Here is a 23,135-nt window from a genome sequence, read left to right as displayed (position 1 = left end):
TTTCATTTTAAGGCTTAAGCAATTATGCCTGGCCTTTGATCTCTTTCAGACCGTTGTATGGTGCTTTTTCGCCCAGCGCTTCTTCGATACGAATCAGCTGGTTGTATTTAGCAACACGGTCAGAACGGCTCATAGAACCGGTTTTGATCTGGCCTGCAGCGGTACCTACAGCCAGGTCGGCAATGGTAGCGTCTTCAGTTTCGCCAGAACGGTGAGAGATAACAGCGGTGTAGCCAGCGTCTTTCGCCATTTTGATCGCAGCCAGAGTTTCGGTCAGAGAACCGATCTGGTTGAATTTGATCAGGATGGAGTTAACGATGCCTTTCTCGATGCCTTCTTTCAGGATCTTGGTGTTGGTTACGAACAGGTCGTCACCAACCAGCTGGATTTTGTCGCCCAGTACTTTAGTCTGGTATGCGAAGCCAGCCCAGTCAGACTCGTCCAGACCGTCTTCGATAGACACGATTGGGTACTGTTTGGTCAGGTCTTCCAGGAAGTGAGTGAACTCTTCGGAGGTGAACGCTTTGTTGCCTTCGCCAGCCAGAACGTATTTACCGTCTTTGTAGAATTCAGATGCTGCACAGTCCATCGCCAGGGTGATGTCTTTGCCCAGCTCGTAGCCAGCAGCTTTAACTGCTTCTGCGATAACGGCCAGCGCTTCTGCGTTAGAACCCAGGTTTGGCGCATAGCCACCTTCGTCACCAACAGCAGTGTTCATACCTTTAGCTTTCAGAACTTTAGCCAGGTTGTGGAACACTTCAGAACCCATACGTACCGCTTCTTTCAGGGATTTCGCGCCAACTGGCTGAATCATGAATTCCTGAATATCAACGTTGTTGTCTGCGTGCTCACCACCGTTGATGATGTTCATCATTGGTACAGGCATGGAGTATTTGCCTGGGGTGCCGTTCAGTTCAGCGATGTGCTCGAACAGTGGCATACCTTTCGCAGCAGCAGCCGCTTTGGCGTTCGCCAGAGAAACTGCCAGGATTGCGTTCGCACCGAAGTTAGATTTGTTTTCAGTACCGTCCAGATCGATCATGATCTTGTCGATGCCAGCCTGGTCTTTGGCGTCTTTGCCAAGGATTGCCTGAGCAATCGGACCGTTTACAGCGCCAACCGCTTTCAGTACGCCTTTGCCCAGGAAGCGGGATTTGTCGCCATCGCGCAGTTCCAGCGCTTCGCGAGAACCAGTAGAAGCACCTGATGGAGCAGCAGCCATACCAACGAAACCACCTTCCAGGTGAACTTCGGCTTCAACGGTCGGGTTACCACGGGAGTCGATGATTTCACGACCGATGACTTTAACGATTTTGGACATTAGATTTTCCTCAGTACAAGTTAAACTAAAACTCCAGACAAACAACGCGTACCAAAGGTACGCGTTGCCGTTCTAACTTTTTTTACTTCGCCTGACGCTTCTGGTAGTCGCTGGCGGCCTTCACGAAGCCTGCAAACAGCGGATGCCCGTCACGTGGCGTTGAAGTAAATTCCGGGTGGAACTGGCAGGCGACAAACCACGGATGGTTTGGCACTTCAATGATCTCGACTAACTGATCATCCCCGGAGCGGCCCGCAACACGCAGGCCCGCGGCTTCAATAGGTTTCAACAACATGTTGTTGACTTCATAGCGGTGACGATGGCGCTCGGTGATGACCGGCTCGCCGTACAGCTTGCGAACCACGCTATCGTCAGACAGCTGGCAGGCCTGTGCGCCAAGACGCATGGTGCCACCCAGATCGCTCTTCTCGGTACGGACTTCGACGTTACCTTCTTCGTCACGCCATTCAGTTATAAGCGCCACAACAGGGTACTTACAGTCTGGCACAAATTCCGTAGAGTTCGCGTTTTCCATTCCCGCTACGTTGCGCGCAAATTCGATCAGCGCAACCTGCATACCCAGACAGATGCCGAGGTATGGAATATTGTTTTCACGCGCATAGCGCGCGGTGGCGATCTTGCCTTCTACACCACGGTAGCCGAAGCCGCCAGGAATGAGGATAGCATCCAGATCTTTCAGGATTTCAACGCCACGCGTTTCAACATCCTGCGAATCAATCAGCTTGATGTTCACGGAAACACGGTTCTTCAGACCACCGTGTTTCAGCGCTTCGATCACTGACTTATAGGCATCCGGCAGTTCAATGTACTTGCCGACCATACCGATAGTCACTTCGCCTGCCGGGTTGGCTTCTTCATAAATAACCTGTTCCCATTCAGACAGGTTCGCTTCCGGACAGTTCAAGCTGAATCGTTTACAAATATAATCGTCCAGGCCCTGAGATTTCAACAGGCCCGGGATTTTATAAATGGAATCGACATCTTTCATTGAAATAACGGCTTTTTCAGGCACGTTACAGAACAATGCAATTTTCGCACGTTCGTTCGCCGGAACCGCACGATCGGAGCGGCAAACCAGGATATCTGGCTGAATACCAATGGAGAGCAGCTCTTTCACAGAGTGCTGAGTCGGCTTGGTTTTCACTTCACCTGCGGCGGCCATGTACGGCACCAGGGTCAGGTGCATGAACAGCGCGTGCTCACGGCCGATATCTACCGCCAGCTGACGAATCGCTTCCAGGAATGGCAGGGATTCGATATCACCCACGGTACCGCCGATTTCAACCAGCACCACGTCGTGGCCTTCGCCACCCGCAACAATGCGTTCTTTGATTGCGTTAGTGATGTGCGGGATAACCTGAACGGTTGCACCCAGATAGTCACCACGGCGCTCTTTACGCAGAACGTCGGAGTAGATGCGGCCAGTCGTGAAGTTATTACGACGGGTCATTTTGGTGCGGATGAAACGCTCGTAGTGGCCAAGATCCAGATCGGTTTCAGCGCCGTCTTCAGTAACGAACACTTCCCCGTGTTGGATTGGGCTCATGGTGCCCGGATCGACGTTGATGTACGGATCCAGTTTCATCATGGTCACATTGAGGCCACGGGCTTCAAGAATGGCTGCGAGGGAGGCTGCGGCAATGCCTTTACCCAGAGAGGATACGACCCCGCCGGTCACAAAAATATAGTTCGTTGTCATGCTGAACCTGAGAAGTTAGGGTGAAACGATGGAATAACCAGGACGGGAAAGTAGTATACCCGAACACGGCGAGCGCCACAAACTTTCATTCTCCGTCTCCATTCCAGGCCATGACAAACATAAGGAGTGAGAAAATAGCCCCTTTTGGGTAAATGTTTTTGACGCAAATCAAGCGCTTGTCATTTAAAAAATCACACAAATTGCGCTTGATCGCAAAATCTCGTTAGAGATCAGATTCCTGGCGCTTTACTTCCTGCCAGACTTCTTCCATTGCCTCGAGGTCAATTCCGCTCATTTCCAGGCCTCGCGAGGCGACAATCCGCTCAACTTCGCGAAAGCGTCGTTCGAATTTTATATTGGCTTTTTGCAGGGCGGTTTCCGCTTTTACACCCAGATGGCGAGAAAGGTTGACGGTCGCAAACAGCAGGTCGCCCATCTCTTCCTCAAGCTTTGCTTCATCCACCACCGCCTGCTGCGCTTCGTGCATGACTTCGTCAATCTCTTCGTGCACTTTATCCAGCACCGGGCCGAGGGAGGTCCAGTCAAAACCGACGGCGGAGCAGCGTTTCTGGATTTTATGCGCGCGCATCAGCGCGGGCAGGCTCAGCGGAATATCATCCAGCGCCGAGTGCTGGGATTTTTCCGCCCGCTCGGCGCTTTTGATCTGCTCCCAGCGGGCCAGCACCTCAGCGCTGTTCTCTGCGGTGGCATCGCCGAAGATATGGGGATGACGGCGCTCAAGCTTGTCGCTGATGGCAGCGCAGATATCGTCAAAGTTAAAGCGCCCCTCTTCCTGCGCCATTTGCGCATAGAACACCACCTGGAACAGCAGATCGCCCAGCTCGCCGCGCAGGTCGTCAAAATCTTCGCGGGAAATGGCGTCCAGCACCTCGTAGGTCTCTTCGAGGGTATAAGGCGCGATGGTGGCGAAAGTCTGCTCTTTGTCCCACGGACAGCCGTTTTCCGGGTCGCGCAGGCGTTTCATGATGCCGAGCAGGCGGTCAATTTGAGTCATAGTGTTTTCCATTAAAAAAACAAGCCGGGTGGCGGCAAAGCCTTACCCGGCCTACAGAAGAGTGTGTTTAACCGCCGTGCAGACGACGCGCGTCAATCACATCCGGCACCTGGTTCAGTTTGCCAAGCACGCGGCCCAGCACCTGCAGGTTGTAGATTTCGATGGTCATATCGATGGTGGCAAGCTGCTCGCGGGTATCGCTGCGGCTGGCGACGCCCAGCACGTTGACCTTCTCGTTGGCGAGAATGGTCGTGATGTCGCGCAGCAGGCCGCTGCGGTCGTTGGCAGTGACGCGCACCACCAGCGAGTAGCCGGCAGAATAGCTCTCACCCCAGACCGCTTCCACGATGCGCTCCGGCGCATGCGACTGCAGCTCGGCAAGCTGGTCGCAGTCGGAACGGTGAATCGAAATCCCGCGTCCCTGAGTGATAAAGCCGACGATATCGTCGCCCGGAATTGGCTGACAGCAGCGGGCAATGTGGTGCATCAGGTTGCCCACGCCCTCGACTACCACGCGGCCGTTGTCTTTGCTGCGCTGCTGCGGCGCGTAGGTTTTCTGCTGCAGCTGCTTCAGCGCCGCCGCGTCCTGCTCTGCCGCGCTTGGCTTATTGAACTGCGCCTGCAGGAAGTTCACCATCTGATTCAGACGAATATCACCGCCGCCAATGGCCGCTAGCAGCTCGTCAAGCTCGTTGAAGTTGTAGCGCGGCAGCAGGAATTTCTCCGCCTCTTTCAGGCTTATCCCGATATGCTCCAGCTCGTCGTCAAGGATCTGGCGGCCGGCAAGGATGTTCTTGTCACGATCCTGTTTACGGAACCAGGCGTGAATTTTCGAGCGCCCGCGGCTGGTGGTGACGTAGCCCAGGTTCGGGTTAAGCCAGTCACGGCTCGGGTTGGGCTGCTTCTGGGTAATGATTTCAATCTGGTCCCCCATCTGCAGTTGATAGGTGAACGGTACGATACGTCCGCCAATTTTCGCCCCGATGCAGCGGTGCCCCACATCGCTGTGGATGTGGTAGGCAAAATCGAGCGGCGTAGAGCCCGCAGGCAGGTCGACAACGTCCCCTTTTGGGGTAAAGACGTACACCCGATCGTCAAAGACCTGGCTGCGCACTTCGTCGAGCATCTCGCCGGAGTCGGCCATCTCTTCCTGCCACGCAATCAGCTTGCGCAGCCAGGCAATGCGGTCTTCGTGGCCAGAACGCGCTCCGCCGGACGTGCCTTCTTTGTATTTCCAGTGCGCGGCCACGCCCAGCTCGGCGTCTTCGTGCATCTGTTTGGTGCGGATCTGAATCTCGACCGTTTTGCCGCCAGGGCCAAGCACAACGGTATGGATAGACTGATAGCCGTTCGGTTTGGGGTTGGCGACATAGTCATCGAACTCATCGGGCAGATGACGGAAGTGAGTGTGTACTATCCCCAGCGCGGCGTAGCAGTCCTGCAGACGCTCCGCCACGATACGCACGGCGCGCACGTCAAACAGCTCGTCAAACGCGAGGTGTTTCTTCTGCATTTTGCGCCAGATGCTGTAGATATGCTTAGGCCGGCCGTAGACTTCGGCGCGCACGTTCTCTTCTTTCATCGCCTGGCGCAGGCCGCCGACAAATTCCTCGATATAGTGCTCGCGGTCGATACGGCGTTCATGAAGGAGTTTGGCAATACGTTTATATTCCGCCGGGTGCAGATAGCGGAAGCAGTAATCTTCCAGCTCCCATTTCAGCTGACCAATGCCTAAGCGGTTCGCCAGCGGCGCGTAGATATTTGTACACTCTTTGGCCGCCAGCACGCGCTCGTCTTCCGGCGCATCCTTCACCTCACGCAGATGGGCAATCCGCTCGGCAAGCTTGATGACCACGCAGCGGAAATCATCCACCATGGCCAGCAGCATCCGGCGAACGTTATCGACCTGCTCAGAGGAGACGGAATCGGTGTGCGCGGCTTTGAGCTGGCGAATGGCCGCCATATCGCGCACGCCGTGGATCAGCTCGACGACGGATTTCCCGACGCTGTCGCGCAGCACGTCTTCGCTGACCACGTCCGCATCCGCGAGGGGGAAGAGAAGCGCGGCCTGCAGCGTTTCAATATCCATGTTCAGCATGGATAAGATTTCCACCATCTCCACGCCGCGCCACAGGAGAAGATCGGCGTCGGGATGCCCCTGCGTGGTGCGCAGACAATAGGCCCAGGTTTCGGTTAAGCGTTCACACGACTGCTGGCTGGAAATTCCCAGACTTGCGATCCATTTTTGTGGGTCAAATTCCCCAGCTTTATTGAGATGTGCACTTCTTACCGCAACCATTGTCCTCTCCTTTAGGGACCTGGGCCTGTCGAAGTCGACAAGCCAAACAAATTAGATGTGCTCGAACAACACCATCGATTCCAGATGACCAGTGTGCGGGAACATGTCCAGCATTGCCAGACGCTGAATCTGGTAACCCGCGCGGATTAATGCCTCACTGTCCCGGGCAAGCGTTGCCGGGTTACAGGAAACATAGACCACACGCTTTGGCGCGAGTTTAATAATATGTGCCATCACACCCGGGGCACCGGCACGCGCCGGGTCGAGCAAAATTTTATCAAAGCCCTGTTTTGCCCACGGCTGTTGGGTGACATCTTCCTCAAGATTTTGATGAAAGAATGTCACATTTTGCAAGCCGTTCTGCAGTGCGTTCTCCTGCCCTTTAGCCACCAGCGCCTCAACGCCTTCCACGCCGACGACGCTGGCCGCTTTTCGCGCCAGCGGCAGCGTGAAGTTGCCCATTCCGCAGAACAGATCGAGCACCCGATCGCTTTTCTGAACATCCAGCCACGTCAGCGCTTTCTCAACCATCTGCTGGTTTACGCCGTCATTCACCTGAATGAAATCCCGCGGGCTGAACGTTAAGCGTAGCCCGTTTGACGCATACCAGGGCGCCTCACCGGTAACCTGCTCAAGTATCTCGCTTTGTGGTGCAAGGAAAAGCGCCAGGTCGTGGGAATGCGAAAAGTGTTCCAGTTTTTCGCGATCTTTTTTCGACAGCGGCGCGGTATGGCGCAGCACCATCAGCGGTCCATTGTTGGCCATGACCAGTTCGACATGCCCGAGGTGGCGAACGCCGTCCAGCCCGGAGAGACAGGTGCGCACATCCGGAAGCAATGCCTCAAGATGGGGCACCAAAATGGGGCACTGCTGCACATCGACGATCTCACTGGAACCGGCCTTGCGAAACCCCATCTCCAGCCGCGCCGTTTTTGGCTGATAGCTGAGGCTCAGGCGCGCGCGTCGCCGATAGCCCCAGGGCGCATCGGCGAGAATTTCGTTAACGTCATGTTTAAGCTGACGCGCCAGCGCGCGGCTTTTGCTTTTTTGCTGTAATTCTGTGCTCGCATGCTGTTGCTGGCAGCCCCCGCAAACGCCAAAATGTGGGCAGCGGGGCTTCACGCGCTCCGGGCTATCGTTGAGGCGACGCTTAACCTGTCCGCGCGCGAACTGGCGTTTATCTTCCGTCAGCGTAATTTCTGCTCGTTCTGTCGGCAGTAAACCTGTTATAAACAGAGTCTTACCGTTGTGACGTGCCACTCCCTGACCAAACGGATCGAGGTCCGTGGCTTCAACAGTAATGATTTGACGCGTCGTCACGCGTCGCTTTGCAGAGTAGAATTGCGCCATCGCCGAGATTTTTCTCACATAAACATAATTATCTTAATTGTCCCATAACGGAACGCCATGACCAACTACAGCCTGCGCGCGCGCATGATGATTTTGATCCTCGCCCCCACCGTTCTCATCGGTTTGCTGCTGAGTATCTTCTTTGTTGTGCACCGCTATAACGATTTGCAGCGACAGCTTGAGGATGCAGGCGCCAGCATTATCGAACCGCTTGCCGTTTCCAGCGAGTACGGCATGAACCTGCAAAACCGCGAATCCATTGGCCAGTTAATCAGCGTGCTCCACCGCCGTCACTCGGACATCGTACGCGCCATTTCCGTTTACGACGAACATAACCGCCTGTTTGTCACCTCGAATTTTCATCTCGATCCGGCGGCCCTGAAGATCCCGGACGGTACGCCGTTCCCGCGCCACCTCACCGTCTTGCGGCGCGGCGATATCATGATCCTGCGCACGCCGATCGTGTCGGAAAGCTATTCGCCCGATGAGTCTGCGCAATCCGATGCCAAATCCAGCAACAATATGCTGGGATACGTGGCGCTGGAGCTGGATCTCAAGTCGGTCCGGCTACAGCAGTACAAAGAAATTTTCATCTCTGGCGTGATGATGCTGTTCTGCATTGGCATTGCGCTGATCTTCGGCTGGCGCCTGATGCGCGACGTGACGGGCCCCATCCGCAACATGGTTAATACGGTTGACCGCATCCGCCGGGGACAGCTCGACAGCCGGGTGGAAGGGTTTATGCTGGGCGAGCTGGACATGCTGAAGAACGGCATCAACTCAATGGCCATGTCGCTGGCGGCGTATCACGAAGAGATGCAGCACAACGTTGACCAGGCCACGTCCGACCTGCGCGAAACGTTGGAGCAGATGGAGATCCAGAACGTTGAGCTGGATCTGGCGAAAAAGCGCGCCCAGGAAGCGGCACGTATTAAGTCGGAATTCCTGGCCAATATGTCGCACGAGCTGCGTACGCCGCTCAATGGCGTGATCGGCTTTACCCGCCTGACGCTGAAAAGCGAGCTTAACCCGACTCAGCGCGATCACCTGCACACCATTGAACGTTCGGCTAACAACCTGCTGGCGATCATCAACGACGTGCTGGACTTCTCCAAGCTGGAAGCGGGCAAGCTGATCCTGGAAAGCATTCCGTTCCCGCTGCGCAGTACGCTCGATGAGGTGGTGACGCTGCTCGCGCACTCGTCGCACGACAAGGGCCTTGAGCTGACGCTCAACATTAAAAACGACGTGCCGGATAACGTCATTGGCGATCCGCTGCGCCTGCAGCAGGTCATTACCAACCTTGTCGGGAATGCGATTAAATTCACCGAAAGCGGTAACATCGACATTCTGGTAGAAAAACGCTCCATCAGCAGCAATAAGGTGCAGATTGAAGTCCAGATCCGCGATACCGGCATCGGTATTCCTGAGCGGGATCAGTCGCGTCTGTTCCAGGCGTTCCGTCAGGCGGACGCCAGTATCTCCCGCCGTCATGGCGGTACCGGCCTGGGGCTGGTGATCACGCAGCGCCTGGTGAACGAGATGGGCGGCGATATCTCTTTCCACAGCCAGCCGAACCGCGGTTCAACCTTCTGGTTCCACATTAATCTGGACCTCAATCCGAACGTTTTGACCGATGGCCCGGTGACGGACTGTCTGAAAGGCAAGCGCCTGGCCTACATCGAACCTAACGCGGCGGCAGCGCAGTGTGCGCTCGATATTTTAAGCACCACGCCGCTGGAGGTGGTCTACAGCCCAACCTTCTCAGCGCTTGCCGTTGAGCATTACGATATTCTGCTGATGGGGATCCCGGTCACCTTCACCGGCGAACTGACCATGCAGCAGGAGCGGCTGGCGAAAGCCGCGTCAATGACCGACTATCTGCTGCTGGCGCTACCCTGCCACGCCCAGATTAATGCGGAGGAGTTGAAAAACGACGGAGCCGCCGCGTGTCTGCTGAAGCCGCTCACCTCGACCCGCCTCCTGCCCGCGCTCACGGAGTATTGCCGTCTTAGCCAGCATGCTCTCCCTCTGATTGACGACGAGCAAAAATTGCCGATGAGCGTGATGGCGGTGGATGATAATCAGGCCAACCTGAAGCTGATTGGCGCATTGCTTGAAGACCAGGTTCAGCACGTTGAGCTGTGTACCAGCGGCGCGCAGGCGGTTGAACAGGCGAAGCAGATGCAGTTCGATTTAATCCTGATGGATATTCAGATGCCGGGCATGGATGGCATTCGGGCCTGCGAGCTGATCCACCAGCTGCCGCACCAGCAGCAAACCCCGGTTATTGCGGTCACCGCGCACGCGATGGCCGGTCAGAAAGAGAAGCTGCTGAGCGCCGGAATGAATGACTATCTGGCGAAGCCCATCGATGAAGAGAAACTTCATAACCTGCTGTTACGCTATAAGCCGGGTCACATTGGCGGGACGTACACGGTTTCCAGCGAGCCGGTTGAAATCAGCGTCAACCAGAACGCAACCTTTGACTGGCAGCTCGCGCTGCGCCAGGCGGCCGGTAAACCCGATTTGGCCCGCGAAATGCTGCAAATGCTGGTCGCGTTTCTGCCGGAAATTCGCAATAAGGTGGAAGAGCAGCTGGTGGGTGAAAACCCGGAAGCACTGCTGGAAGCGATCCACAAGCTGCACGGCAGCTGCGGGTACAGCGGCGTGCCGCGGCTGAAAAACCTTTGCCAGCTGCTGGAGCAGCAGCTGCGCGCCGGCACGCCGGAATCGGAGCTTGAACCGGAGTTTCTGGAGCTGCTGGATGAGATGGATAACGTAACGCGGGAAGCGATGAAGGTGTTAGGGAACTAAGGTAAAAGCCCGGTGGCGCTAAGCTTACCGGGCCTACAATTGCGGGTGCGGCCTGATGCCCTCACCCCGCCCCTCTCCCACAGGGAGAGGGAGAACTACATTCCCTGCCCCACTTTCAGCACCGCCGCGATATTCCTGGCGGCCATCCTGACGTTCTCGCTGGCATTTTCCAGCGCATCCTCCAGCGAGCAGATGGTGTAGATCACGCTAAACACCGCATCAATGCCGTGATCGTGTACCACGCCAACGTCCGCCGTCAGGCTGCCTGCAATGCCGATGACGGGTTTGTTAAAGCGTTTCGCCACTTTCGCCACGCCCACCGGGACTTTGCCGTGGATCGTCTGGCTGTCGATGCGGCCTTCTCCCGTGATCACCAGATCCGCATCGGCCACCTGGTCGGCCAGGTGTAGCGCATCGGTCACTATCTCAATGCCCTGGCGCAGCTCCGCGCCGCAAAAGGCGTACAGCGCGGCCCCCATGCCACCCGCCGCGCCGCCGCCAGCAAGGTTTAGCACGTCGATATCCAGATCCCGGGCAATGACTCTCGCATACTGCGCCAGCGCGTTGTCCAGGGTAACGATCATCTCGGGTGTGGCTCCCTTTTGCGGGCCAAATACGGCTGACGCGCCATCCTTTCCGGTGAGCGGATTCGTCACATCACAGGCGACCTCTATCCGGCACTCCGCCAGACGTCTGTCCAGCCCGCTCAGGTCGATACGCGCAAGTTTTCCCAGCTCGCCCCCGCCCTGCCCAAGGGGCTGCCCGCTGTCGTCCAGCAGCTTTGCCCCCAACGCCTGCACCATCCCTGCTCCGCCGTCATTGGTGGCGCTGCCGCCAATGCCGATGATGATATGCTTAACGCCCGCGTCCAGCGCGTGACGAATAAGTTCGCCCGTGCCCCACGAGGTGGTTTTCAGGGGATTACGCTGCGAAGGAACGACCAGCTCCAGGCCGCTTGCCGCCGCCATTTCAATAAAGGCACTCTGCTCGTCACCGGATAAGCCATAAAACCCTTCCACGCGCTCACCCAGCGGGCCGGTCACCGGAACATGCACAATGCGTCCCTGTGTTGCCGCGATCATCGCCTCAACCGTCCCTTCGCCACCGTCCGCGACCGGCAGCTTGACGTAAACCGCCTCGGGAAAGATCTCGCGAAAACCACGTTCTATCGCTGTCGCAACCTCAAGCGCACTCAAACTTTCCTTATACGAGTCCGGTGCGATAACAATTTTCATAAGCCATCCTTACGCATAGTCGTTACGTTAAGCATACACCACGTAAAAGACCGCTTGTGGGAGCGGTCCCAATGCGTTTATCGTACCATGCACGGGCGTTTATTGTCGAATGTCCAGTCGGGGATCAGATACTGCATCGCCATGGCGTCGTCACGGGCGCCCAGACCGTGTTTTTGATACAGCTCATGGGCTTTCATGACCTGGTCCATATCCAGCTCAACCCCCAGCCCCGGCGTGGAAGGCACCTGCACCATGCCACCTTTGATCTCAAACGGCTGCTTAGTCAGACGCTGATTACCTTCCTGCCAGATCCAGTGCGTGTCGATAGCGGTAATCGTGCCCGGCGCGGCGGCGGCAACGTGCGTGAACATCGCCAGCGACACGTCGAAGTGGTTGTTGGAGTGCGAGCCCCAGGTCAGGCCAAACTCGTGACACATTTGCGCCACGCGCACCGACCCCTGCATCGTCCAGAAGTGCGGGTCCGCCAGCGGAATGTCGACAGACTGCAATGACAGGGTGTGTCCCATCTGACGCCAGTCGGTGGCAATCATATTGGTCGCGGTCGGCAGCCCCGTTGCGCGGCGAAATTCCGCCATGACTTCACGTCCTGAGAAGCCTTGCTCAGCCCCACACGGATCTTCCGCATACGCCAGAACGCCTTTCAGCTGCTTGCCAATTTTGATCGCTTCATTAAGCGACCACGCGCCGTTCGGATCCAGCGTCACGCGCGCCTGCGGGAAACGTTTTGCCAGCGCGGTGACGGCTTCCGCCTCTTCCTCACCGGCAAGCACGCCGCCCTTCAGTTTGAAATCATTAAAGCCATATTTTTCGTACGCGGCTTCCGCCAGGCGCACCACCGCATCCGGGGTCATCGCCTCGTCGTGGCGAAGTCGGTACCAGTCGCATTGTTCATCCGGCTGGCTCTGATAAGGCAATGGCGTCAGCCTGCGGTTGCCGACAAAGAACAGATAGCCCAGCATTTCCACTTCGCTGCGCTGCTGCCCCTCGCCCAACAGCGACGCAACGTTAACGCCCAGATGCTGACCCAGCAGATCCAGCATCGCGGATTCAATCCCGGTCACCACGTGAATGGTGGTGCGCAGATCGAAAGTCTGCAGGCCACGCCCTCCGGCATCGCGATCGGCAAAGGTGTTACGCACGGTGTTGAGGACATTTTTATACTCACCCAGCGTTTTGCCCACCACCAGTGGAATGGCATCTTCCAGCGTCTGGCGGATCTTCTCCCCGCCCGGAATTTCGCCCACGCCCGTATGCCCGGAATTGTCTTTGATAATGACAATATTGCGGGTGAAGAATGGCGCATGCGCGCCGCTCAGGTTCATCAGCATGCTGTCATGGCCCGCAACCGGAACGATCTGCATGGCGGTAACTACAGGGGTAGAAAAAGTACTCATCGTTCAATCCTTTTATCAGTGACGTCCGAAAACAGGGCGCTTACGGTCAAATGTCCAGCCGGGGATCAGGTACTGCATCGGGCCCGCGTCGTTACGCGCGCCGCCCGGTAGCTTTTTATACGCCTCATGGGCTTTATGGATCTGATCCCAGTCAATCTCCACGCCCAGGCCCGGCGCATCCGGTACGGCAATCTTGCCGTTGATGATTTCCAGCGGATTTTTCGTCAGGCGGGCTTCCCCTTCCTGCCAAATCCAGTGGGTATCGATGGCGGTCGGGTTACCCGGCGCCGCAGCGCCAACGTGGGTAAACATCGCCAGCGAAATATCAAAGTGGTTGTTCGAGTGACAGCCCCAGGTCAGCCCCCAGTCATCGCACAGCTGCGCCACGCGCACTGCACCTGAAAGCGTCCAGAAGTGAGGGTCCGCCAGCGGAATGTCGACGGCGTTCAGCATCACCGCATGACCCATTTCACGCCAGTTGGTGGCGATCATATTGGTCGCGACAGGCAGCCCGGTAGCGCGACGAAACTCGGCCATGACTTCACGGCCCGAGAAGCCCTGCTCGGCGCCACAGGGGTCTTCCGCATAGGTCAGGACATCCTCCAGCCCTTTGCACAGGCTAATCGCTTCCTCCAGCAGCCAGGCGCCGTTGGGATCGACGGTGATCCGCGCATCAGCAAAGCGTTTTTTCAGCGCCCGGGCCGTATCAATCTCCTGCTCGCCGGGCAGCACGCCACCCTTCAGCTTGAAATCCTTAAAGCCGTAGCGATCCTGCGCCGCCTCGGCCAGACGCACTACCGCGTCGCTGGAGAACGCTTCCTGGTGGCGCAGGCGATACCAGTCGTGATCGCCCGTGGATCGAGCCAGATAGGGGAGATCGGTCTTATTGCGATCGCCAACGTAGAACAGATAGCCCAGCACGGTGACCGCATCACGCTGTTTGCCGGGTCCCAGCAGCTCGCAAACCGGAACATTGAGCGCCTTACCCAGTAAATCGAGCAGGGCGGCTTCCAGCGCGGCGACCGCGTTGACCCGCAGTTCGAACGTCCAGGCCCCTTTACCGAACGTATCAAAGTCTGCCGACTGATTGCCCTTATGCACCCGCTGAACCACCTTGTTCAGACGGGCGACCTCCTGGCCCACCACCTGCGGAATGGCATCGACCAGCGTCTGGTAAATCACCTCTCCGCCCGGGGCTTCGCCCACGCCGGTATTCCCTGAGCTGTCTTTCAGCACGACGATATTACGGGTAAACCAGGCGTTATGCGCCCCGCCGATATTGAGCAGCATGCTGTCCTGCCCGGCCACCGGAATAACCTTCATCTCCGTAACGATTGGGCTCGATTGCGTTGTCATCATCCACGCTCCGCAACAGGTTTAAGTTCGACGCGTTTGATATCCCCAACCAGCACCAGGTAACTCAGCACCGCCACCAGCGCATGCACACCTACGTAGATTAGCGCACCGTTGAAAGAGCCGGTGGTGCCGACGATGTAGCCGATAGCGATGGGCGTAACAATCCCGGAGATATTGCCGAACATGTTGAACAGGCCGCCGCTCAGGCCGCTGATCTCTTTCGGCGCCGTATCCGCCATCACCGCCCAGCCCAGCGCGCCAATGCCTTTGCCGAAGAAGGCCATCGCCATAAAGCCGATAATCATCCATTCGGCGCTGACGTAGTTACAGAACACCATGGTCATGGAGAGCAGCATGCCGAGCACAATCGGGGTTTTACGCGCGATGTTCAGTGACCCCGTGCGGCGCATCAGCCAGTCGGAAATCACTCCGCCGAGCACGCCGCCGACGAAGCCGCAGATTGCCGGGACCGACGCGACAAATCCCGCTTTCAGAATCGACATGCCGCGTGCCTGCACCAGGTATACCGGGAACCAGGTGATGAAGAAGTAGGTTAAGGCGTTAATACAGTACTGGCCCAGATAGATACCGATCATCATGCGCGAGCCGACGAGCTGCTTGATCTGCGCCCATTTCTGGCTGAACGGAACTTTTGCTTTTGCGGATTTCTGATCCATATTGATCAGCGCGCCGCCTTCCGCGATGTACTCCAGCTCTTTTTTGTTCACGCCAGGATGCTGATTGGGTTCGTGGATCACTTTCAGCCAGACGAAGCTGATGACGATCCCAAGCCCGCCCATGAAGAAGAAGACGTGCGACCAGCCCACCTCATGCGTCAGCCAGCCCATGATTGGCGCGAAGATCACCGTCGCGAAGTACTGTGCGGAGTTGAAAATCGCCACCGCCGTTCCCCTCTCCTGCGCCGGGAACCAGGCAGCGACAATGCGGCTGTTCCCCGGGAAGGAAGGTGCTTCCGCTAAGCCTACCAGGAAGCGCAGCGTGAAGAGCGCCACGATAATGCCGAAGCCGCTGAAGATATCGACGAAACCCTGCAACAGGGTAAACATCGACCAGATAAAGATGGACCAGAAATAGACGCGTTTAGATCCAAAACGGTCCAGCAGCCAGCCGCCAGGAATTTGCCCGATGACGTAGGCCCATGAGAATGCGGAGAAAACGTAACCCATGCCCACCGGATCAAGGCCGATATCTTTTGCCATTTCCGAACCGGCAATCGACAGCGTGGCGCGGTCACCATAGTTAAAGGATGTGACGATAAACAGCATCACCACTATCCAGTAGCGGGCATTAGTGCGCTTTTCAGCGCTGCTCGCTGCGTGGCTTAATGTACTCATTGTTGCACTCCTGAAACATAGCTTTCGCCTGGTTCATTCTGTACAGCACCGGTAGGGTAATCAGAATGAGATTGGTGTTTTGTCGTTTTGGTACGGCCTGACGCCGTTTTATAGTGACCGGAAAAGTATATGAAGGAGTGCCTCATCACCTCACCGTGCAGAAACACAGTATTAAAGGGTGTATGAGAGGTTGTTTATGGCATAAGCCCAGGGGAATGGAAGGTGGTTCACGGATTTGGCGTTTGGAGCGGGGTGTATCGCCGGGTGGCGGCTATGCCTTACCCGGCCTGGATAACTATTTAAGGAGAGTTGCCCAGTGCTCCACCCACGGGTTCGATTCGCTTTCGGGCTCAGGATGCTCCCCGGCATCAATCAGCAGCATCTCGCCGACGCGCTGGGCGCTCTGCTCCTGCAGGAGCGCATCGAACTGCTTGCCGCCGCCGCAGAAGTTGGCGTAAGAGCTGTCGCCCAGAGCAATGATGCCGTAGTGCACGTCCGGCTGATAGCCAAGCTGGTCTTTAATGCCCTGAAACAGCGGCACGATGCTGTCCGGCAGATCGCCCTGCCCGGTGGTGGAGGTCACCACCAGAATGTATTTATCTTTATACTTTTCCCAGTCTGCCAGTTCCGGGTCTTCATAGACCGTAGCTTTATGGCCCTGGCTGGCGAGTATTGCCTCAGCCTCTTCCGCTACCAGCAGCGAGTTGCCGTACATTGTGCCGACAAAAATGCCTACTTCAGCCATGATATTTTCCCATAATGAATGCGTTTACCGTTCATCCTGAACGTTGCCCGATACAAACTCAACCCTTTCATTTTCGGGGAGTTGTCCCAGCCAGCCAAACTGTGACAGCGCCTGCATCCAGACGTCGTCCAGCCCCGCACGGATAGTCAGCGGTTCGCCGGTAAACGGGTGCGTCAGGCTCAGCTCGCTGGCGTGCAGCATCAGACGATGGCAGCCAAAGTGTTCGGCTGCACTGCGGTTCTGGCGCAAATCACCGTGTTTGCTGTCGCCAATAATCGGATGGCGCAGGTGCGCAAGATGGCGTCGCAGCTGGTGCTTACGCCCGGTTTTAGGCAAAAGCTCAACCAGGCTGTAGCGTGTGGTCGGGAATTTGCTGGTTGCAACCGGCATTTCGGTCGTCGCCATGCCGCGATAGTCCGTTACTGCGGGCTGCGAACCTTTGTCATCGCGGGCAAATTTATCGGCGATTTTGTCCAGCTCCTCCACCAGCGGATAATCCAGCGTGGCGGCTTCAGTCAGCCAGCCGCGCACGATCGCGTGGTAGCGCTTTTGCATCTGATGCTGTTCAAACTGCTGTGACAGCAGACGCCCCGCCTCGCTGGAAAGCCCCATCAGCAGCACGCCGGAGGTCGGCCTGTCGAGGCGATGGGCGGTAAAAACATGCTGACCAATCTGGTCGCGAACGGTCTGCATCACCACCACTTTCTCATCGCGATCGAGCCAGCTGCGGTGTACCAGCCAGCCTGACGGTTTATTCACCGCCACCAGCCACTCGTCCTGATAGAGGATCTCAAGCGTCATGCATCTTCACCGGCAAACAGGGCATCCAGTTTTTCCAGTTCGACCAGCATCACGTCGCGCGCCGGGTGCGTCGCCTCGAGCGCCATTTCATAGTAGGGAGAGACCGCAAACGCCTGCGGAAGCGGGTGACCGCCCTCAAGCAGGGCGTGCATGCGCGGAATTAACACCCACTGCAGCCATTCAAACGGGGCCAGCGTATCCAGGCAGAAGGGCTGAGTGCTCGCGAACGCTTCTGGCTGCGGCGCGGTCTCCTGCCACAGCTGATGTTGGCGCAAAAGGGCTTCGATGGCGTGCAACTGAGCACGAACGCTATCGTGTTGCGTCATAGTAACCTCAACTGAAAAAGTGAACGGCGCGCAGCATAGCATTGCGGAAGGCAGAAATAAAAAAAGGGAGCACTGTAAAAACAGTGCTCCCGGTTCGTTTCGCAGCATTCCAGCTACAATTCGTGCTCCCTGCTCATCCGTGACAACTTTTCCTGACGCCCGAAGGCCTGGTCATCCGTAAGCCGATGCATCCTGCACACATCTTCCTGACGTGTTTGTCTCATCCTGAAACGTCCTGGCCTTCCTGACCCACCGACCATCCTGACCGGCTCTCGTTCTCCTTCCTGGAGGTGTCCCTTACGCATCCTGCGTTATCCACTTCGCTTCATCCTGAAGCCTTCCTGAAGCGCCATCCTGACGAGTCCTGTGTAAGAAACGCCATCATCCTGATGTTCGTTTCTCGTGTCGGCGTCCTGTCGACAGAAATAGAATCCGCTATTCCGCTTCGTCTTACAACCCACCCTTTCTGGGTTGTAAGCCGTAAGAAATCCCTAAAAACAATACGATGAACAAGTAATTCGTTGAAAAATAGAGTGATATTAATCTGAATTAAATGAGGTAATACTGAATCTTCAGCGATCTCTCACAAACGTTGTAAGAGATCTCTCACACGGGCTATAGCATCATGGATTACAGAAGTGGCTCAAGTCGGGTAAGGAAATCCGCAAGAGAGGGGGCGAGAGTCTCGCGATTGCGGGTGCCGATAGTCTCTTTAACCACTTCACCTGACAGATTACAGACGGAGATAACGTCCAGTTCGCTGTCCAGCGTGGCAATAAAGAGCGTCGGAGAAAGCTTCAGGCGTTTTTGCGTGACCAGGTGACCAATCAGGTTTTCCTGAACACGCTGCAGATCGTCTTCGCTCCAGGTCTGCAACAGCGTCAGCGTGATATCAGCAAAGCGCGCAGGCATATCCCCTGCGAACTGCGTGGTATAAAACGCATGAACTGCTGGTTGTACCACAATGTCCATTGCCCGCTCAACCGCATTTACATTTTGCTCGCCGTCGAAAGGTTTTGGCTGCCAGATAACGTAATCGTCGACTGAAGAGATAATGCACGGCGAAGGTACGCCATACAAATCAGCACTTTGCGGCCATGTCTGGTCCTTTTCATGCCATGCGTCGCAATAGCGGGTCGTGAAGGCAGTGAGGGCATTTGCAGTTTCGATGTCCACCGATTTCTCTCTTCTTGTCAGACAGGATAAACTCAGGCCATAAGTGTACCTGTAAAGTGGCTATGAAACATGTCTTACGAAAATCATCAGGCGTTAACCGGCTTAACGCTGGGGAAATCGACCGATTACCGCGATACCTACGATGCAAGCCTGCTGCAGGGCGTGCCGCGCAGCCTGAACCGCGATCCTCTGGGCCTGCATGCGGATGCCTTGCCGTTTGTCGGCGGTGACATCTGGACGCTGTACGAACTCTCGTGGCTTAACGCGCGCGGTCTGCCGCAGGTGGCGGTGGGCCACGTTGAGCTGGATTACGCCAGCGTTAATCTCGTGGAATCCAAAAGCTTTAAGCTCTATCTCAACAGTTTTAACCAGACAAAATTCAGCAGCTGGGACGACGTTCAGCACAGCCTGGAACGTGATTTAAGCGCCTGCGCGCAGGGAAAGGTGAGCGTTTCACTGTATCGCCTGCACGAACTGGAAGGGCAGCCGGTCGCCCACTTCAACGGGACCTGCATCGACGATCAGGATATCGAGGTGGAGAATTATGAATTCAGCGCCGATTACCTCGAAAACGCGGCGAGCGGAAAGGTGGTCGAAGAGACGCTGGTCAGCCACCTGCTGAAATCCAACTGCCTGATCACCCACCAGCCGGACTGGGGTTCGGTGCAGATCCAGTACCGAGGCCCGAAAATTGACCGGGAAAAGTTGCTGCGCTACCTGGTGTCGTTCCGCCATCACAACGAATTTCACGAGCAGTGCGTGGAGCGTATCTTTAGCGATATTCAGCGTTTTTGCCAGCCAGAAAAACTGAGCGTTTACGCGCGCTACACCCGCCGTGGCGGTCTGGACATCAACCCGTGGCGCACCAACACCGATTTTGTGCCAGCAACGGGGCGGCTGGTGCGTCAGTAATATAAATATTTTCACAATATGCGCGGTATCTTCCGCGCTTTAGGTTGTGAAACGTCACGCGCCAGGGCTATTGTAATCAACAGGGAAAGACGATAATCGTCCCGTAAGGAGCTCACTTGATTACACATATTAGCCCGCTTGGCTCAATGGATATGTTGTCGCAGCTGGAAGTGGACATGCTTAAGCGCACGGCCAGCAGCGATCTTTATCAACTGTTTCGTAACTGTTCACTTGCCGTACTGAACTCCGGAAGCCTGACAGATAACAGTAAAGAACTGCTGTCCCGCTTCGAAAGCTTTGATATCAACGTGCTGCGCCGCGAGCGTGGCGTGAAGCTTGAAGTCATCAACCCGCCGGAAGAGGCTTTTGTCGACGGCCGTATCATTCGTTCACTTCAGGCTAACCTGTTTGCCGTGCTGCGTGACATCCTGTTTGTTAACGGGCAGATCCACAACGCAGGCCGTTTCCAGCATCTCGACCTGGAAAGCTCAGTCCATATCACCAACCTGGTGTTCTCCATTTTGCGTAACGCCCGTGCCCTGCACGTTGGCGAAGCGCCGAACATGGTCGTCTGCTGGGGCGGCCACTCCATTAACGAAACCGAATACCTTTATGCGCGTCGGGTGGGCACACAGCTTGGCCTGCGCGAGCTGAATATCTGTACCGGCTGCGGTCCGGGTGCGATGGAAGCGCCAATGAAAGGTGCCGCAGTGGGACACGCGCAACAGCGTTACAAAGAGGGACGGTTTATCGGCATGACCGAGCCGTCAATCATAGCCGCTGAGCCGCCTAACCCGCTGGTTAACGAGCTGATTATCATGCCGGATATCGAGAAACGTCTTGAAGCGTTTGTCCGTATCGCCCACGGCATTATCATCTTCCCGGGCGGCGTGGGGACAGCGGAAGAGCTGCTCTATCTGCTGGGTATTCTGATGAATCCGGCCAACAAAGATCAGGTTCTGCCGCTGATCCTGACCGGTCCAAAAGAGAGCGCCGACTACTTCCGCGTGCTGGACGAGTTTATCGTACACACGCTGGGCGAATCCGCGCGTCGTCACTATCGCATCATCATTGACGATGCCGCGGAAGTGGCGCGCCAGATGAAAAAAGCGATGCCGTTGGTAAAAGAAAACCGTCGCGATACCGGCGATGCGTACAGCTTTAACTGGTCAATCCGTATCGCGCCGGATCTGCAGATCCCGTTCGAGCCAACGCACGAAAATATGGCGAACCTGAAACTCTATCCGGACCAGCCGGTGGAAGTCCTGGCTGCCGATCTGCGTCGTGCCTTCTCCGGGATTGTGGCGGGCAACGTCAAAGAGATGGGCATCCGCGCTATTGAACAGTACGGTCCGTACAAGATCCACGGCGACCCGGAGATGATGCGTCGCATGGACGACATGCTGCAGGGCTTTGTCGCTCAGCACCGCATGAAGCTGCCGGGCTCAGCCTATATTCCTTGCTACGAAATCTGCACATAACGCTCAACAGCATCTCATCAAAGCCGGGTCGCCCTGTTGCGCGTCCCGGCTTTTTTTATTACGAGGTAATTCATACGCATCACTTATGTCTTTTACAAACTATGCGCAAACGCAAACGATTACCTTGTTTTTTCAACCGTAAATTATCAGCCTTAATCCAAATTACCTGCAAGAAAATACTAAAAACCCATTTCTTTACAGCTAAAGACACCTATATCACGGGCCAGTCTTTCAGCTCACATGTCGTTGGTGGTAGCCTTCGCGCCCGTAAATTCTCTTTGACGTTTTTTTAACAGATAAATGGTCTAAAGATGCCCACATCATAAGTGGATTATTGCATTTGGGATCAGGATCACTGATAGATTCATAACTAGAATGTATCTTTCCGCCCGCCAATAGTTACGGGCGAAAATTATTAAAAAACCGTCACTGAACGAATTTCATATTACCGTCAGGCACTTTTTCATCGGATTTGACTAAAAACCTGACAATTTGCTTCCTCCAGGAGATACAGATGGAAACCACTCAAACCAGCACCGTTGCTTCGATTGAATCCCGAAGTGGTTGGCGCAAAACGGATACCATGTGGATGCTTGGCCTTTACGGCACAGCAATCGGCGCTGGTGTACTGTTCCTTCCTATCAACGCAGGCGTCGGCGGTCTGATCCCGCTGATCATCATGGCTATCATTGCTTTCCCGATGACCTTCTTCGCACACCGCGGTCTGACCCGCTTCGTGCTGTCCGGTAAAAACCCGGGCGAGGACATCACTGAAGTTGTTGAAGAGCATTTCGGCGTTGGCGCAGGTAAACTGATTACCCTGCTCTACTTCTTCGCGATTTACCCTATCCTGCTGGTCTACAGCGTGGCGATCACCAACACCGTTGAAAGCTTCATGATGCACCAGCTGCACATGACGCCGCCGCCGCGTGCGATTCTGTCGCTGATCCTGATCGTGGGCATGATGACCATCGTTCGCTTCGGTGAGCAGATGATTGTGAAAGCAATGAGCGTACTGGTCTTCCCGTTCGTTATTGCTCTGATGGTACTGGCTTGCTACCTGATCCCACAGTGGAACGGTGCAGCGCTGGAAACCCTGTCCCTGAGCAGTGCATCGGCAACCGGTAACGGCCTGCTGATGACCCTCTGGCTGGCAATTCCGGTAATGGTGTTCTCCTTCAACCACTCCCCAATCATCTCTTCTTTCGCTGTGGCGAAACGTGAAGAGTACGGTAATGGCGCAGAGAAGAAGTGCTCCAGCATCCTGGCACGCGCTCACATTATGATGGTACTGACCGTAATGTTCTTCGTCTTCAGCTGCGTACTGAGCCTCTCCCCGGCGGATCTGGCGGCAGCGAAAGAGCAGAACATCTCTATTCTGTCTTATCTGGCGAACCACTTTAACGCACCGGTCATTGCGTGGATGGCACCAATCATCGCGATTATCGCCATCACCAAATCCTTCCTGGGCCACTACCTCGGCGCGCGTGAAGGCTTCAACGGTATGGTGATTAAATCTCTGCGCGGTAAAGGCAAGAGCATTGAAATCAACAAGCTGAACAAAATCACTGCGCTGTTCATGCTGCTCACCACCTGGGCGGTAGCGACCCTGAACCCAAGCATCCTGGGCATGATTGAAACCCTGGGCGGCCCGGTCATCGCGATGATTCTGTTCCTGATGCCGATGTACGCGATTCAGAAAGTCCCTGCTATGCGCAAGTACAGCGGTCATGTGAGCAACGTGTTTGTGGTTATCATGGGTCTTATCGCAATCTCTGCGATCTTCTACTCCCTGTACACCATGTTCTGAT

Annotated in this window: 17 protein-coding genes; 4 read left to right on the top strand and 13 right to left on the bottom strand. The window is 55.9% G+C overall.

All coding sequences use genetic code 11. The annotated features are described in order from the left end of the window. Positions 1 to 22: 22 nt before the first annotated feature. The 5 genes from eno to rlmD form a co-directional block, all read right to left on the bottom strand. Positions 23 to 1,321, bottom strand: coding sequence for a phosphopyruvate hydratase (gene eno / locus FOY96_RS04085; protein ID WP_023309012.1), 1,299 nt, complete (start codon positions 1,319 to 1,321; stop codon positions 23 to 25). A gap of 82 nt (positions 1,322 to 1,403) precedes the next feature. Next, positions 1,404 to 3,041, bottom strand: coding sequence for a glutamine hydrolyzing CTP synthase (gene pyrG / locus FOY96_RS04080; protein ID WP_023309013.1), 1,638 nt, complete (start codon positions 3,039 to 3,041; stop codon positions 1,404 to 1,406). A gap of 223 nt (positions 3,042 to 3,264) precedes the next feature. Continuing rightward, positions 3,265 to 4,056 carry a nucleoside triphosphate pyrophosphohydrolase gene (gene mazG, locus FOY96_RS04075; protein ID WP_045888079.1) on the bottom strand — a complete coding sequence of 264 codons (792 nt, stop codon included), beginning with the start codon at positions 4,054 to 4,056 and terminating at the stop codon, positions 3,265 to 3,267. A 67-nt stretch (positions 4,057 to 4,123) separates the two neighbouring features. Beyond that, positions 4,124 to 6,355: a GTP diphosphokinase gene (gene relA, locus FOY96_RS04070; protein ID WP_029741552.1), complete on the bottom strand. Its 2,232-nt coding sequence runs from the start codon at positions 6,353 to 6,355 to the stop codon at positions 4,124 to 4,126. 51 nt (positions 6,356 to 6,406) lie between these two features. After that, the gene (gene rlmD, locus FOY96_RS04065; RefSeq protein ID WP_143346539.1) at positions 6,407 to 7,705 is read right to left on the bottom strand and encodes a 23S rRNA (uracil(1939)-C(5))-methyltransferase RlmD; all 1,299 of its coding nucleotides are present in this window, start codon (positions 7,703 to 7,705) and stop codon (positions 6,407 to 6,409) included. Positions 7,706 to 7,762: 57 nt separating this feature from the next. Here rlmD and barA point away from each other — a divergent pair, with 57 nt between their 5' ends. Continuing rightward, the gene (gene barA / locus FOY96_RS04060; RefSeq protein WP_143346538.1) at positions 7,763 to 10,522 is read left to right on the top strand and encodes a two-component sensor histidine kinase BarA; all 2,760 of its coding nucleotides are present in this window, start codon (positions 7,763 to 7,765) and stop codon (positions 10,520 to 10,522) included. A gap of 95 nt (positions 10,523 to 10,617) precedes the next feature. On the opposite strand, the gene FOY96_RS04055 is transcribed toward barA, so the two are convergent. The 8 genes from FOY96_RS04055 to syd form a co-directional block, all read right to left on the bottom strand. Continuing rightward, positions 10,618 to 11,757, bottom strand: coding sequence for a glycerate kinase (locus tag FOY96_RS04055; protein ID WP_033146424.1), 1,140 nt, complete (start codon positions 11,755 to 11,757; stop codon positions 10,618 to 10,620). A 77-nt stretch (positions 11,758 to 11,834) separates the two neighbouring features. Continuing rightward, positions 11,835 to 13,172 (bottom strand): glucarate dehydratase, encoded by a 1,338-nt coding sequence (gene gudD / locus FOY96_RS04050; RefSeq protein WP_143346537.1) that lies wholly within the window; start codon positions 13,170 to 13,172, stop codon positions 11,835 to 11,837. 15 nt (positions 13,173 to 13,187) lie between these two features. Next, on the bottom strand, positions 13,188 to 14,528 hold the full coding sequence (locus tag FOY96_RS04045; protein WP_143347752.1) for an enolase C-terminal domain-like protein: 1,341 nt from the start codon (positions 14,526 to 14,528) through the stop codon (positions 13,188 to 13,190). Then, on the bottom strand, positions 14,528 to 15,883 hold the full coding sequence (gene gudP, locus FOY96_RS04040) for a galactarate/glucarate/glycerate transporter GudP (RefSeq protein ID WP_033146426.1): 1,356 nt from the start codon (positions 15,881 to 15,883) through the stop codon (positions 14,528 to 14,530). The genes FOY96_RS04045 and gudP overlap by 1 nt, the downstream gene beginning before the upstream one ends. 295 nt (positions 15,884 to 16,178) lie before the next feature. Beyond that, positions 16,179 to 16,628 carry a flavodoxin gene (locus FOY96_RS04030; protein ID WP_029741558.1) on the bottom strand — a complete coding sequence of 150 codons (450 nt, stop codon included), beginning with the start codon at positions 16,626 to 16,628 and terminating at the stop codon, positions 16,179 to 16,181. A gap of 24 nt (positions 16,629 to 16,652) precedes the next feature. Further along, complete coding sequence (gene truC / locus FOY96_RS04025) at positions 16,653 to 17,429, bottom strand: tRNA pseudouridine(65) synthase TruC (protein WP_033146427.1); 777 nt, start codon at positions 17,427 to 17,429, stop codon at positions 16,653 to 16,655. After that, positions 17,426 to 17,755, bottom strand: coding sequence for a YqcC family protein (locus FOY96_RS04020; RefSeq protein WP_023309024.1), 330 nt, complete (start codon positions 17,753 to 17,755; stop codon positions 17,426 to 17,428). Before FOY96_RS04020 ends, truC begins: the two co-directional genes overlap by 4 nt. A 630-nt stretch (positions 17,756 to 18,385) precedes the next feature. Beyond that, on the bottom strand, positions 18,386 to 18,931 hold the full coding sequence (gene syd / locus FOY96_RS04015; RefSeq protein ID WP_048976038.1) for a SecY-interacting protein: 546 nt from the start codon (positions 18,929 to 18,931) through the stop codon (positions 18,386 to 18,388). 69 nt (positions 18,932 to 19,000) lie between these two features. Between syd and queF the strand changes: the two genes are divergently transcribed. The 3 genes from queF (at position 19,001) to FOY96_RS04000 (ending at position 23,134) form a co-directional block, all read left to right on the top strand. Then, a complete protein-coding gene (gene queF, locus FOY96_RS04010; RefSeq protein WP_143346536.1) occupies positions 19,001 to 19,843 on the top strand; it encodes an NADPH-dependent 7-cyano-7-deazaguanine reductase QueF in 843 nt (280 codons plus the stop codon). 116 nt (positions 19,844 to 19,959) lie between these two features. Continuing rightward, positions 19,960 to 21,324, top strand: coding sequence for a nucleotide 5'-monophosphate nucleosidase PpnN (gene ppnN / locus FOY96_RS04005; protein WP_047060004.1), 1,365 nt, complete (start codon positions 19,960 to 19,962; stop codon positions 21,322 to 21,324). 514 nt (positions 21,325 to 21,838) lie between these two features. Beyond that, the gene (locus FOY96_RS04000; RefSeq protein ID WP_024909280.1) at positions 21,839 to 23,134 is read left to right on the top strand and encodes an HAAAP family serine/threonine permease; all 1,296 of its coding nucleotides are present in this window, start codon (positions 21,839 to 21,841) and stop codon (positions 23,132 to 23,134) included. Position 23,135: the final 1 nt, after the last annotated feature.

The sequence above is a fragment of the Enterobacter asburiae genome (genome assembly GCF_007035645.1).
Taxonomy (GTDB): domain Bacteria; phylum Pseudomonadota; class Gammaproteobacteria; order Enterobacterales; family Enterobacteriaceae; genus Enterobacter; species Enterobacter asburiae_B.
This window is presented reverse-complemented; position numbering and strand designations above follow the sequence as displayed.

What these genes read in the sequence shown, in the direction of transcription:
- eno (WP_023309012.1), bottom strand. Translation starts at nt 1,321, where the DNA reads ATGTCCAAAATCGTTAAAGTCATCGGTCGTGAAATCATCGACTCCCGT.
- pyrG (WP_023309013.1), bottom strand. Translation starts at nt 3,041, where the DNA reads ATGACAACGAACTATATTTTTGTGACCGGCGGGGTCGTATCCTCTCTG.
- mazG (WP_045888079.1), bottom strand. Translation starts at nt 4,056, where the DNA reads ATGACTCAAATTGACCGCCTGCTCGGCATCATGAAACGCCTGCGCGAC.
- relA (WP_029741552.1), bottom strand. Translation starts at nt 6,355, where the DNA reads ATGGTTGCGGTAAGAAGTGCACATCTCAATAAAGCTGGGGAATTTGAC.
- rlmD (WP_143346539.1), bottom strand. Translation starts at nt 7,705, where the DNA reads ATGGCGCAATTCTACTCTGCAAAGCGACGCGTGACGACGCGTCAAATC.
- barA (WP_143346538.1), top strand. Translation starts at nt 7,763, where the DNA reads ATGACCAACTACAGCCTGCGCGCGCGCATGATGATTTTGATCCTCGCC.
- FOY96_RS04055 (WP_033146424.1), bottom strand. Translation starts at nt 11,757, where the DNA reads ATGAAAATTGTTATCGCACCGGACTCGTATAAGGAAAGTTTGAGTGCG.
- gudD (WP_143346537.1), bottom strand. Translation starts at nt 13,172, where the DNA reads ATGAGTACTTTTTCTACCCCTGTAGTTACCGCCATGCAGATCGTTCCG.
- FOY96_RS04045 (WP_143347752.1), bottom strand. Translation starts at nt 14,528, where the DNA reads ATGACAACGCAATCGAGCCCAATCGTTACGGAGATGAAGGTTATTCCG.
- gudP (WP_033146426.1), bottom strand. Translation starts at nt 15,883, where the DNA reads ATGAGTACATTAAGCCACGCAGCGAGCAGCGCTGAAAAGCGCACTAAT.
- FOY96_RS04030 (WP_029741558.1), bottom strand. Translation starts at nt 16,628, where the DNA reads ATGGCTGAAGTAGGCATTTTTGTCGGCACAATGTACGGCAACTCGCTG.
- truC (WP_033146427.1), bottom strand. Translation starts at nt 17,429, where the DNA reads ATGACGCTTGAGATCCTCTATCAGGACGAGTGGCTGGTGGCGGTGAAT.
- FOY96_RS04020 (WP_023309024.1), bottom strand. Translation starts at nt 17,755, where the DNA reads ATGACGCAACACGATAGCGTTCGTGCTCAGTTGCACGCCATCGAAGCC.
- queF (WP_143346536.1), top strand. Translation starts at nt 19,001, where the DNA reads ATGTCTTACGAAAATCATCAGGCGTTAACCGGCTTAACGCTGGGGAAA.
- FOY96_RS04000 (WP_024909280.1), top strand. Translation starts at nt 21,839, where the DNA reads ATGGAAACCACTCAAACCAGCACCGTTGCTTCGATTGAATCCCGAAGT.